This window comes from Psychrobacter sp. FME6 (assembly GCF_014861365.1).
Classification (GTDB): domain Bacteria; phylum Pseudomonadota; class Gammaproteobacteria; order Pseudomonadales; family Moraxellaceae; genus Psychrobacter.
On record NZ_RRYW01000038.1, the window covers coordinates 1 to 12,300 of the forward strand.

Annotated in this window: 10 protein-coding genes; 7 read left to right on the forward strand and 3 right to left on the reverse strand. The window is 42.9% G+C overall.

The window, feature by feature from the left end; genetic code table 11:
- The first annotated feature begins 115 nt into the window (after positions 1–115).
- The 4 genes from EI162_RS07300 to pncB all read left to right on the forward strand — a co-directional run bounded on the left by EI162_RS07300 (position 116) and on the right by pncB (position 6,392).
- Positions 116–1,180, forward strand: a complete 1,065-nt coding sequence (locus EI162_RS07300) for an ABC transporter permease (RefSeq protein WP_225736928.1) — start codon at positions 116–118, stop codon at positions 1,178–1,180.
- 92 nt (positions 1,181–1,272) lie between these two features.
- Positions 1,273–2,244: an ATP-binding cassette domain-containing protein gene (locus tag EI162_RS07305; RefSeq protein ID WP_192523721.1), complete on the forward strand. Its 972-nt coding sequence runs from the start codon at positions 1,273–1,275 to the stop codon at positions 2,242–2,244.
- A 622-nt stretch (positions 2,245–2,866) separates the two neighbouring features.
- Positions 2,867–4,708: a bifunctional peptide-methionine (S)-S-oxide reductase MsrA/peptide-methionine (R)-S-oxide reductase MsrB gene (gene msrAB, locus EI162_RS07310; RefSeq protein WP_192523722.1), complete on the forward strand. Its 1,842-nt coding sequence runs from the start codon at positions 2,867–2,869 to the stop codon at positions 4,706–4,708.
- A gap of 442 nt (positions 4,709–5,150) precedes the next feature.
- A complete protein-coding gene (gene pncB, locus EI162_RS07315) occupies positions 5,151–6,392 on the forward strand; it encodes a nicotinate phosphoribosyltransferase (protein ID WP_192523723.1) in 1,242 nt (413 codons plus the stop codon).
- A gap of 7 nt (positions 6,393–6,399) precedes the next feature.
- Here pncB and xseB read toward each other — a convergent pair whose 3' ends face one another.
- The 3 genes from xseB to EI162_RS07330 form a co-directional block, all read right to left on the reverse strand.
- Positions 6,400–6,645, reverse strand: coding sequence for an exodeoxyribonuclease VII small subunit (gene xseB / locus EI162_RS07320; protein ID WP_192523724.1), 246 nt, complete (start codon positions 6,643–6,645; stop codon positions 6,400–6,402).
- A 66-nt stretch (positions 6,646–6,711) separates the two neighbouring features.
- Positions 6,712–8,274: an exodeoxyribonuclease VII large subunit gene (xseA, locus tag EI162_RS07325; protein WP_192523725.1), complete on the reverse strand. Its 1,563-nt coding sequence runs from the start codon at positions 8,272–8,274 to the stop codon at positions 6,712–6,714.
- A 214-nt stretch (positions 8,275–8,488) separates the two neighbouring features.
- Entirely contained in the window at positions 8,489–8,857 is a 369-nt protein-coding gene (locus EI162_RS07330) for a hypothetical protein (protein ID WP_192523726.1), read from the reverse strand.
- 529 nt (positions 8,858–9,386) lie between these two features.
- Between EI162_RS07330 and EI162_RS07335 the strand changes: the two genes are divergently transcribed.
- From EI162_RS07335 to EI162_RS07345, 3 genes are all read left to right on the forward strand, one after another.
- Complete coding sequence (locus tag EI162_RS07335) at positions 9,387–10,046, forward strand: alpha/beta hydrolase (protein WP_192523727.1); 660 nt, start codon at positions 9,387–9,389, stop codon at positions 10,044–10,046.
- A 232-nt stretch (positions 10,047–10,278) separates the two neighbouring features.
- Positions 10,279–11,379, forward strand: a complete 1,101-nt coding sequence (gene zapE / locus EI162_RS07340) for a cell division protein ZapE (RefSeq protein WP_192523728.1) — start codon at positions 10,279–10,281, stop codon at positions 11,377–11,379.
- Positions 11,380–11,615: 236 nt separating this feature from the next.
- Entirely contained in the window at positions 11,616–12,200 is a 585-nt protein-coding gene (locus EI162_RS07345) for a nitroreductase (protein WP_225735327.1), read from the forward strand.
- Positions 12,201–12,300: the final 100 nt, after the last annotated feature.

Here is a 12,300-nt window from a genome sequence, read left to right on the forward strand (position 1 = left end):
TAGTGCCATTCACTTAGTTTCTTGTGTCGTTTGGCTTAATTGATGACACGCCCTAGCCGCGGTATTTAAAAAAGTACAGTTTACCTCTGATGAGCTCAATGGCGCTATCTTAGAGATGAGTGAAAGTAAGCGTAACGGTGAGGAGCAAGCGTTGGTGTTTTTGCGTGCCAACCCCAGTGTTTGGCAAGCATGGTTATCGGATGAAGCGGCCACCAATCTCGCTGCTAAATTAGGTATTAGTCTAACAGGCGCTGCTGTCTCGACTGATAAAGCATCTACTACTAACCAACTGGGTTTATCCTCAAGCTTTCCTTCATGGTCTCTTGAAACCCCACTTAATAACGCCTTAGCAAGCGTTGTGCAAAATTACGGTGACGTATTCCGCACTATTAGCACTATGGCGCTCACTTATCTACTACTTCCTATCGAACGCCTATTAACCGTCATTCCACCATGGTTGATTATTGCGTTGGTTACGGTATTGGCTTGGTTTGGCGTACGTAAAATTTGGTTTGCGCTGGCATGCGGCGCAGGGCTGTTTTTGATTGGTGCCTTTGGGTTATGGGGCGCATTAATTGACACCTTAGCACTACTCATCGTTTCGGTATTGGTCACGGTGGTGGTTGGTATTCCTATCGGTATTGCCATGTCGGGTAGTCAGCTGCTGCGCAAAATCGTCACGCCGATACTCGATGTGATGCAGACTATGCCAAGCTTTGTGTATCTTATTCCTGTGTTGATGCTATTTGGGATTGGTAAAGTGCCTGCGTTATTTGCGACAGTTATTTATGCATTGCCGCCATTGATTCGTCTAACGACTCTGGGGATCACTCAAGTCAATCATGAAATGGTCGAAGCAGGGCGTTCATTTGGTAGCACTCATCTGCAACTGCTTGTGTGGATTAAGTTACCACAGGCGCTACCCAGTATCATGGCAGGTATTAATCAAGCTGTGATGATGTCGCTGGCGATGGTGGTACTTGCCTCTATGATTGGCGCACCTGGTCTTGGCGAAGACGTATTGCAATCTATCCAAACGCTAAATATCGGACAGGGCTTACAAGCAGGTACGGCTATTGTTATCGTAGCGATTATCATTGACCGTATTACTCAGGCATTTGGTCAAGGTAAGCGCGCGCGACAAAAGACCATCGCCGCAGGAAAGCACCCGATTGGGTAATAATGGTTTGCATCGGTAATGATAAAGAACAGGTGCGCTATCAATTGACCCAGATAGATAAAACTTAAAAAATCAAAATAAAGAGAACAACGATGAATCATATCCAGCTAGAGAATATCAGTAAGATATATAATGCCAGTAACGAACAAGCACAGTCTGCACTGGCATTGTTGGCTGAGGGTATGGACAGCATCGCGGTAAAGAATCAAACGGGCTATTCGGTCGGGCTTTATGATATTAATCTCAATATTAAGGCCGGTGAGTTACATTGTATAATGGGGCTGTCTGGTTCTGGAAAATCAACATTGATACGTCATATCAATCGTTTGATTGATCCCACTAGCGGCAAGATATGGGTCGACACAGCCATTAATACCAAGACTTCTACCAATCCCTCAATAATTGATACCAACTCAACGAAAACGGCTGCAACCATCGCCGAAACAGCGACAAATGCAGCGTTAGGTAATACAGGGGTGAGTACTACTAAGCTGTCAGACGTTGAAAACTCACCCTCTGCTATCAATATTTTAGAGCTTGATGATAAAGGCTTGCAGCAGTACCGCCAGCAAACGGTCAGCATGGTGTTTCAGCACTTTGGTTTAGTGCCGCATATGACCGTGATACAAAACGTCGCTTACGGTTTGCGTGTGCGAAAAATGAGTGTCAAAGAACGCCACGAAATTGCAAAGTACTGGCTCAATGAAGTAGGGCTATCTAACTTGGAGCAAAGCTACCCTGATGAGCTGTCAGGTGGTATGCAGCAGCGTGTTGGGCTGGCACGAGCGCTAGCGACAGACAATCCAATCTTGCTGATGGATGAAGCGTTCTCCGCTCTTGACCCGCTCATTCGCGCCCAATTACAAGATCAGCTGCTAGCATTACAAGAGCGCCTAAATAAAACCATTGTGTTTATCACCCATGATATTGATGAAGCCATTAAAGTAGGTCAACGTATTAGTATTTTAAATGGTGGTCGTTTGGTACAGACAGGTTCACCCAATGATTTACGTCACAATCCAGCCGACGATTATGTTGCGCAGTTTATGAGTGCTAAAGCTTAATAAGACTTCTTAATAAGACAGTTTACGCTCATATTTCATTTATATTAGGCCGTCCAACCATCGCAGTTTTATCATCAACTTATTGATTAAATTGATGATATTGTTTGTTTTCTTAGATATGCCCCCATATAAATATACTCAGGGTTAGTAACCAAGTTAACCCTCCCTTTCTCTGTCACTACTCTTACTCTGTTGTTAAAAAAGTGTAGCAATCGCTATTTTACTATTAAAGTAAACTCCAATATCGATGTATACTATTAAGATGTTCTAATGTAGATAAGATATTGCTATCTAGAAAGCGTTATAAAGAATATAGCTTCAATAGTAAAAGCGAATGATCAGATTTTTAATCCTCAAGTGCTTTGATTCATCATTATTCGATGATAGCCAATAGCCATACAGCACAATTATATTCTTTAAAGTATCGACTCACTTATTCTAATCAATAGCGCAAGAAGACCATGAGTGATTATTATACCAAACCCCAAAAAGTGCGATTAGCTGTGTCAAACTCGTTTAATCTACAGTGCGTAGCACTTGCACTCTTTTTCCTTGCTACTCTAATTTTTGTGAACGGTATTATATAGCCCATGGCCGTAAGACTTCTTAAAAAGGACCCATCATGCCACATAAAGATATTCGTAATCGTAATGACAACCATAATGACAGTCACAGTCATGAACATAACCGCAACAACTTGGCGACAAAGTCATCACGTGCACCATCACGCTGGCTAAAGAACGTCAGTGCTTTTGGCGTAACGACTGTTTTAAGTGCAGGGATACTGGCTGCTTGTGGGCAAATGAGCGGTGCGGACAATAATACGAGTAGCAGTACTAAAGCGAGTAGCCAAAACAGTGGTGTGACCAGTTCACGTGATATGTTGCCCTCTGATATGCTCAAGCAAATGCAAGCATTGCCACAGTTAACGGAAGGCTTGGGTGACACAGGTGCTGCAGTTATTGACCCCAACAAACCTACTTTGGTTAAGTTTTGGGCAAGCTGGTGTCCGCTATGTTTGGGTACGCTTGAAGAAACAGAAGCCTGGCGCACTGATCCTAAATTTGCAGATTTAAATGTCGTTACCGTTGCAAGCCCCGGCCATTTAAATGAAAAAGCCGACGGCGAATTCAGTACTTGGTACGCTGGTGTCCAAGCCGATTACCCAAAACTACCCGTGTTATCTGATGCTTCGGGTGAGCTGATTAATAAGCTTGGCGTGCAAGTGTATCCAAGCTGGGCGATATTGGATAAAAATGGCAACTTAGTCCATTTAGTCAAAGGTAACATGTCAGCAGAGCAAGCCTACGCACTGGCTGAAAACGCTGATAATAATTTTGCTGAGCTCAAAGCGGGTAATGCCAAGCCTGCAAACGCCCAAGCCTTAGATAACAATAATAAGATTGAGACCATTAAGCAAAAAGATGGTGTTTACTATAACGACAAAGGTAAAGCGATTAATACGCGCTCAATCTATTTGGCAGGTGGTTGCTTCTGGGGCGTTGAAGCCTATATGGAACGCGTCGATGGTGTTGTTGATGCAATATCAGGCTATGCCAATGGCGATACTGCCAACCCAAGCTACGAGCAAGTGATTCGTGGTTCAGGACATGTCGAGGCGGTAAAAGTCACTTACGATGCGGATAAAACTGATCTTGATACGATTCTCAAATATTACTTCCGCGTGATTGACCCAACCAGCCTAAACAAGCAGGGCAATGATCGCGGCGTACAGTACCGTTCGGGCGTCTACTACACTGATAAAGAAGATAAAGCGGTGATTGATGCGGCACTTAAACGTGTTCAAGGTCAATATGAACAAAAAATTGTGGTAGAAAACGAAGCGTTAGATAACTTCTATTTGGCGGAGATGTACCATCAGGATTATTTGGCCAAAAATCCAAATGGTTATTGCCACGTTGATTTAAGCCTCGCTGATGATAAACCTGAAGGTGCCGCACGCACTAAGCTTGCACCTGTAACCAGTATTGCTGAAACCTTAGACGCGAAGCGTTATGATGGGTTTGATAAAGGTGATCTTAAAAACACCTTGACCAAGGCCCAATACAATATCACGCAAGATGCAGGTACTGAACGTGCCTTTAGTCACGAATATGATGATTTATTTGCTCCTGGTGTCTATGTAGACGTTGTGAGCGGTGAGCCATTATTCTTATCGACGGATAAATATAATTCACAATGTGGCTGGCCAAGCTTTACTAAGCCCATCGATCCGCAAGTTATCACAGAACATCAGGATAATGCCTTTAATATGGTGCGTACCGAGATTCGCTCACGAGTAGCAGACTCGCATCTGGGTCATGTATTCCCAGATGGCCCTAAAGATCGTGGTGGTCTGCGCTATTGTATCAATGGCGGTGCATTGCAGTTCATCCCAGTTAGTGTGATGCCACAATCAGGCTATGCGCCTTTGGTGAAATTGGTTAAGCCTGCAAAACCTTAATAATTAATGTTGGTAATTAATCTTGCAAAAGACGTTAAGCAATGCTTAGCGTCTTTTTTATGGCTTATGTTTTATAGTTTTTACTGTGAAAGCATGTTGAAAAACTCTATAGTTGATTCACTTTAAAACCGGTATGAGTGCTACTGGAGTAAGTTTTTCGCAGCCTCTCCTCTGTCACGCTTGCGAACAGCAAGCAAGAAAAAATTTATTCCAGTAGCACGTGGCTACCCGTGTGTCGATCAGTGTATCGATTTTATTTAGAACGGCCAATATTATCGTTGTATTTTTGCTGTTATAGCCTGTGAGTTATGAAAAATAATTCAAACTTCGTTATACTCAAAGGCTTGTGATCTATCTATTAATAGCATTGCTATAGTTACGTCACCCTATTTCGTCGCTTGGTTTCTTGGCGATTTTTCATTTTTGCATTTAAGGCTGTAACATGACCGTTACCCATAATTCTACAACTTTTGAACCTATTATTACCTCGTTGCTTGATAACGATTTGTACAAATTCACTATGTTGCAAGCGATGCTGCACCAGTTCCCACAAACTTACGGTGTCTATCGTTTTCGCTGCCGAAACAACAAAGATACCGTCTATCCATTGGCTGATATCAAACAACAGTTAGAGCAGCAATTAGACAGTTTGTGCGAATTGCGTTTTTTGGAAGATGAACTGGACTACTTGCGCGGCTTACGCTTTATGCGCTCAGATTTTGTTGATTACTTAGAGCTCTTTAAGCTGAAACGTCGTTTTATTACCGTCAGTACCGATGAGCAAGGCCGCTTGTTTGTCGATATAGAAGGGCCGATGATTCAAGCCATGTTTTTTGAAGTGTTCGTACTAGCGATTGTTAATGAGCTGTATTTTAAGGCTTTGTCAAATACCAGTGTCATCGAAGAAGGCCAGCGTAGGCTCGATGAAAAAGTGGCGCTGTTGCATCACTATGCCGCAGAACAAGCAGAAAACAGCCGTGATACACCGCCTTTTATCGTTGCTGATTTTGGTACGCGTCGGCGTTTTAATAAACATTGGCAGGCCCATGTGGTAGAAACACTACACAAGGCTGAACCAAAGATCGTGGGTGGGACTTCTAACGTGCTTCTTGCCAAAAATCTCGGCATGACGCCAATTGGCACGATGGCGCACGAATTTATGCAGGCATTTCAGGCCTTGGATGTGCGGTTACGAGACTCACAAAAAGCAGCGCTTGAAGCGTGGGTACATGAATATCGCGGCGATTTGGGTATTGCGCTGACTGATGTCGTTGGGATGGATGCGTTCTTACGTGATTTTGATTTATACTTTGCCAAACTTTTCGATGGCTTGCGGCATGACAGCGGCGACCCATACGTGTGGGGTGACAAGGCGATTGCCCATTATAAAAAGCTAAAAATCGACCCTAGAACTAAAATTCTGACCTTTAGTGATGGTTTAAATCTTAATAAAGCTTGGGATTTACACCAGTATTTCAAAGACCGCATTAAAACCAGCTTTGGTATCGGTACCAACCTCACCAATGATATGGGGATTACGCCGATAAATATTGTTCTTAAGCTGGTTGAGTGTAATGGGCAGCCAGTCGCGAAGCTGTCTGATAGCCCAGGCAAGACCATGATCAATAATGACACGTATCTTGCCTATCTGCGCCAAGTATTTGAGGTTGATGAGCCCGAATAAAAAAGGCTTAGCTATCGCTTTTCTCTGTTTTATCTTCTTCGGCGAAGGCGGCATCTAATGCTTGTTGTACGGCATTGATGCGGGTCTCGCAAACACGATAAGCGGCAATCGACTCTTCTACCGTCGTCATTAAATTATCAATGTCAGGCTCGTCTTGTTGCTGTAATTCAGCAGCATTGGTTTTTAGAATATCGTAAGCCGCCTTAAAGGTTTTTGGGGCGGCTTTTTTGCGTCGGCGAGTAGGCGTTGTCATAGGGTTTCCTAATATTAAAAATGAAGGGTTAAATAATGGTTATGTATATTAAATATTGCTATGTGACTAAGCTGAGTCATTTGCAGGTTTCATGGTTTGAGTGTCCGTCGTTTTAACATCGATAATATGCGCTTTGGCTTTACCATCTTTTAAGACGATATGCACGGTTTGTTCAGGATATAGCTGACTGCTACTGGTCAGTATCTGCTTGCCTTTTTCATCAGTAAGCATAGTATAGCCTTGCTTTAACACGCGTGAAGGTCGATGTAAGAGTACGATATCACGCAGATGCTCGCTGTTACGCTGTGCTTGTATTAGCTGCTGCTGCGCACTTTTCATAATGGTCTTTTGATGGTTTTGGCTATAAGTAGAGGCGATTGATAGCTGCTGATAAGCAGAGGTTTGAATCTGTGCACGCAGCTCACTTGTTTGTCTAGCTGCTTGCTTCACCTGCCGCTGGGCGCTTTGTTGAATGCTACGCCAGGCATAGTCGCTGTCTTTTTGCAGTGCGGTTAGTTGACCAATCGTTTGTGATTGTATTTGGCTTAACTGGCGTGTTGTTTGCTGCTCAGCGATATCCAATTGATGTTGGGCGGCCTGTTTTATTTGCGCTTGATATTGTAATGTCTGAGTGACTAATTGCGCCAAATGGCTACTAATAGCGGCGATTACTTTTGACGGGGTATCAAAGCTAGTATGGGCGACCTCATCCAAGATAACTTTGTCGCGTTCATGACCAATGCCCACCCAGACAGGGACAGGCTGCTCAGCGACTAAGGCGGCAAGCTCATAATCATTGAGGTAGGCCAAATCACCAACAGCGCCGCCACCGCGAATAATCACCAATAAGTCTGGCAAACGCTGATAAGTATCTTCAAACTGCTGCTGGGCACTGACGATTGCTTGGCGAATCTCGCTTGGCGCATGATTGCCTTGAAAGGTGGCATTGTGATAATGAAAATGACAGGCACCTGTACTGGCTAAAAGATCCGCATCGGCTTGAAAATCGCCCAATCCTGCTGCTTTTTCAGGGGCAATAACTAAGACATGCTCGATATCAAATGGGACAGGCAGCTGTTTATTGAGGTGTAATAGGCCCTCACCAGTCAATCTATCGACCATTTCCGCATATTGGCGCGCCAAATCGCCTAACGTATAGCTGGGGTCAATATCTTCAATCGTGAGCGAGAAGCCATATTGTGCATGAAAACCTGCTGATACTTTGAGTAGAACCGTTAAATCACGTTCAAGTGGCATACCGGTTGCCCGCTCAAACTTGGCTAGGACCCGCGCCGCTTTAAAACGCCAAAGATTGCCACGGCAGCTAGCAATAACTTTACCATCGTCGTCTTTTTCTGCCAGCTCAAAATAATAATGCCCACCTTTGCTAGATAGGTTGCGTATTTCAGCTTTGACCCACACGCGATGATTAAAGGTTTGCTTGATGACCATATCCACCGCTGATAAATAATCACTAAGGCGCAAAACCGTATCTTCTAAATTGACTTCTAGGCTGTTTTCCTGCTCTGCCAGCTCGGCTTCTAAGGTTGCTAAATCTTTGGCAGGCGCTAATACCTTAGATCTTTTAGTGTCGGCTTGTTTGATATTCGATAGGTTAGGTTTGCGCATAATAGAAGACCAAAGGTGATTAAAGTTTAAAGATTGGCTAGGCGAGATAAAAGACTACGTAGAGTAGTTTACCCCAAAAGCCGCTGTACAAAAAGCAAAGCCAATAAGTTGCGATTGATGTAGTATCTACATCGCAAGTTTATTGGCTATGAAATGTTTTTATTGTACCGATTATTTATGACTCAAAAGTCGCCTCACGGTATCGCTTATTCGCTTACTGACAGCGGAAGTTAATCATGTATTCATAATCATCTTTACGTGATAAATCTGGCGATCCAGTACCGAAAATTGAACCGATAACGGCGCCCGCTTGTCCAACCATACGACCAGTGCGCTCATCCAAAACACCATTATATTTGACCTTGTCATCAACGATAATGACTTGCTTACTTCGGCAAGTCGTCTTAGCGCTATCAAGTGCATTTTGCTGAGCTTTTACTTTAGTGTCACCGATACCTGTGGTCTCATAAATGGAATTGGCACGCTGAATGACGGGTGAGGAAGGCGTGCTTTGACAAGCGCTTAACGCTAGTGCGGCGGCCAAAGTCGCTGTTAAAGTAGCGGTTTTATTAAAAGTATTCATAATGATTCCTAGTTCCTGTAAGTTGAACATGAAAAAGTTAAGTACAAAAAATCAAAAATAAAGGTTTAAATATAAAAAATCGATATAGAAGGTTGACTCTAAAAGACTAACGCATTAAATATAAACGATGCAAATACGGGTGTCATGAATCAATTAATAAGTTTAAAGCTCAGGGTAAATCTAACCTATTCATATATTGAGTGTCTAGACGGTTATTGTGTTCGGTATTGCGCTTATATTACATACTAAAGTTGACCTGGGGGCATGTCATCAATTAATACATTTAATCATTTAGTGGTCTTAAAATGGCTAAATTTTGCCAAACATTGTCAAATATAGTTGGTTTTAAATAAAAAGAGTACAGCCATTACAGCGTGCTACTGTTATAAATTTTGCTTGCTTGCAGCCACTACCAGCATAATTTAACGTTTAAAAAATAGTTGATATCAGTAGGACACAGCAAATCACTTGAAATATAAACCATATCTAGGATAATTGACCTATTCACTTTTCATTAATAAGTAAATTTATGCAATTGATTCCCGCTCCTGCTGGCGTACTCGAAGTTGATGCGCTATGGCAACAAGACAATCCTAACGATCCAAATACCGATACCGTGGCGCTGCTCTGTCATCCCAATCCGCTATTTGACGGTACGATGAATAATAAAGTAGTCACCACCATGTATCGTTTCGCTCGTGATAACGGTATGCATGTGGTGCGTTTTAACTTCCGCGGTGTGGGGCAGTCCACTGGCGAGCATGATTATGCTGATGGTGAGGTGGTGGACGCAATGACCGTGCTACAATGGATTGCAGAGCAAACGCAGGCCCGCAAACTATGGCTTGGTGGCTTTTCCTTTGGCGGCTATGTAACCGCGCGTGCAGCGGAGCAAGTCCTCACATTGCCACACATATGGGGCTTAAGCGATTTTGAAATTGCTAAAATAGCCCTCATCGCGCCATCAGTCGAAAAAAACGACAGCAGCGATATCAGTTTACCAGCAGACAAGACCTTTGAGGTTTATGGTAATGCTGATGAGGTGATTGACCCTGATAATATGCAGGCATTCGCTGAGCGTTTAGGGCTTGCTGTGAGCGTTGTAGATGGTGCTGGACACTTTTTTCACGGGCGCTTGTCTGAGCTGAAAAAGTTATTAGAGCAGCATACCTATAATGACAAAGTATAATTAGTGACAATATAGAGTTAGTGATAATAATGTAAAGCATTATCTACCAAAAACTTGATGGATTTTAATTGTTAGTAAGTAAGACCTTAAGCCGTGTTAACCTAAAGAATGGTGCTGAGCCATTCCAATATGTCAGTTACGACTATCTCAGTGTAGAAGTCATAAGTTAGTCGTAATTGTCGGTATCAACACTTTATTGTAATGTTTGTTTTGTCAAATAATGAGTCGTATTATGAGTCTATCTCCCTTGCAGCGTTACGAGCAAGCCATCAGTACTGATGAGTTTACTCGAGATGAGCAGCAGTATCAGGCCATGAGCTATTTAGATGAGCTGTACCATCAGCTCAATAATAGCGTGGAACAAAAAAAAGGCTTTTTTAGCTTTTTAAAGTCAAAGCCAGCTGCACCCAAGGGTTTGTATATGTGGGGCGGGGTAGGACGAGGTAAAACATGGATGATGGACATGTTTTATGATTCATTAATCATTGACCGTAAGATGCGCCAACATTTCCATCACTTTATGCAGCGCATACATCACGAGCTAAATAAACTACAGGGCGAGAGTAACCCATTAGAAAAGGTTGCCGATATTATTTATGAAGAAGCGGTTATTATCTGTTTTGATGAGTTTTTTGTCTCTAACGTCTCTGATGCCATGATTTTAGGGGACTTGTTCACCATGCTGTTCAGTCGTGGCATTAGCTTAGTGGCGACGTCAAATATTGAGCCATCAGGGTTGTATAAAGATGGTCTGCATCGTGACCGTTTTATGCCCGCCATCGCTGAAGTTGAGCGTCACACTACAGTAATGAATATCGACTCTGGTATTGACTACCGTTTACGTGTCTTGCAGCAAGCAGAGCTCTATGAGTCACCGATGACTAAAGCCAACCACCACTGGCTGGCCAACCGTTTTGCCAGCTTATCTAACAATCAAAAAATTAGCTACGAGCCTATCATCATTAATGGCCGTGAAATAACCATTAAAGCGCGCACAGAAGATATTTTATTCTGTGATTTCCGTCATTTATGTATGGAACCACGTTCAGCGTCTGACTTTATAGAAATTGCTAAGAAATTCAGCACAGTATTGGTCAATGCAGTCCCAGCTTTAGATGACGATTTGCGTGATCCTACGCGCCGCTTTATCTATCTTGTTGATGAGTTTTATGATCGCCGTGTAAAACTACTGGTTCGGGCAGAGCAATCGATTCTTGAATTGTACCAAGGGAAGAAGTTGGCGTTTGAGATTGAGCGAACACGCTCGCGCTTGCTTGAGATGCAGTCAGAAGACTATCTGCGCATGGAGCATCGTGTCGAAGATGCCGCATAGTTGATGACTTTTTATTCCTAATATAAAAGCATCGTTTTTATAGTGAACTGACTATAGCTTGCTATAACTGATGGTTTTCAAAACTAACTACTAAAAAAGCTAATTATTAAAAATAGCACTGCTAAAAAACAGCAATAGATAACAATAAATAAGGAATGATAATGGCTAAATCTAACGAAGACAGTAACGAGAAAAATGAAGGAAAACTGTCGGTCAAGGATATTACGACTGATAACATGCCTTGCAGCAGTGAAGCGCTGATTGGCTGGATTAACTCAAGACGCAGCATGGGTAATTTAGATATGCCAGCACCGACACGCGCCCAAATCGAAACGGCGATTGAGTGTGCAGCAACTGCGCCCGATCATAAAAAGCTGCGTCCATGGCGTTTTATCGTGACGCAGGGCGATGCTCGTCATGAGCTAGGCAATGCTTTAGTTGAAGCGGCTCAAGCAAAAGCTGACCGTGAGGGAGAAGAGTTGTCCGAAAAGAACCTCAAAAAAACGCAAACGCTGCCACTACGTGCGCCGCTTATTATTACGGTGGTTACTAAAATAGAAGCACACAAGAAAGTCCCACCATTTGAGCAAATGCTAAGTGCTGGTGCTGCGGTGCAAAACCTAATACTGGCGCTCAAATCACAAGGCTTTAGCACAGTATGGCGCACGGGACTATTATGTAACGAGCCAGCAGTAAAAGCATATTTTGACGTAGGGCCAGATGATTATGTGTCAGCTTTTGTTTATACTGGCACCAGCCCTAAAGATGACCCCGTGCGTAAACCGATTGATATTGAGCCGTTAGTACGATTTGAGTCATGATTTATCAAAGCATCTAAACGTTGTTTATTGGGGAAGATTATCAGCAAAAAGGTATTAAGGGTTAGCACCCAAATCATGATAAATTCTATTAATAATAAGT

Bases quoted from the DNA above. Each gene is read 5' to 3' on its own strand.
- msrAB (WP_192523722.1), top strand. From the start codon at position 2,867: ATGCCACATAAAGATATTCGTAATCGTAATGACAACCATAATGACAGT.
- EI162_RS07300 (WP_225736928.1), top strand. From the start codon at position 116: ATGAGTGAAAGTAAGCGTAACGGTGAGGAGCAAGCGTTGGTGTTTTTG.
- xseA (WP_192523725.1), bottom strand. From the start codon at position 8,274: ATGCGCAAACCTAACCTATCGAATATCAAACAAGCCGACACTAAAAGA.
- zapE (WP_192523728.1), top strand. From the start codon at position 10,279: ATGAGTCTATCTCCCTTGCAGCGTTACGAGCAAGCCATCAGTACTGAT.
- xseB (WP_192523724.1), bottom strand. From the start codon at position 6,645: ATGACAACGCCTACTCGCCGACGCAAAAAAGCCGCCCCAAAAACCTTT.
- EI162_RS07305 (WP_192523721.1), top strand. From the start codon at position 1,273: ATGAATCATATCCAGCTAGAGAATATCAGTAAGATATATAATGCCAGT.
- EI162_RS07335 (WP_192523727.1), top strand. From the start codon at position 9,387: ATGCAATTGATTCCCGCTCCTGCTGGCGTACTCGAAGTTGATGCGCTA.
- EI162_RS07330 (WP_192523726.1), bottom strand. From the start codon at position 8,857: ATGAATACTTTTAATAAAACCGCTACTTTAACAGCGACTTTGGCCGCC.
- EI162_RS07345 (WP_225735327.1), top strand. From the start codon at position 11,616: ATGCCTTGCAGCAGTGAAGCGCTGATTGGCTGGATTAACTCAAGACGC.
- pncB (WP_192523723.1), top strand. From the start codon at position 5,151: ATGACCGTTACCCATAATTCTACAACTTTTGAACCTATTATTACCTCG.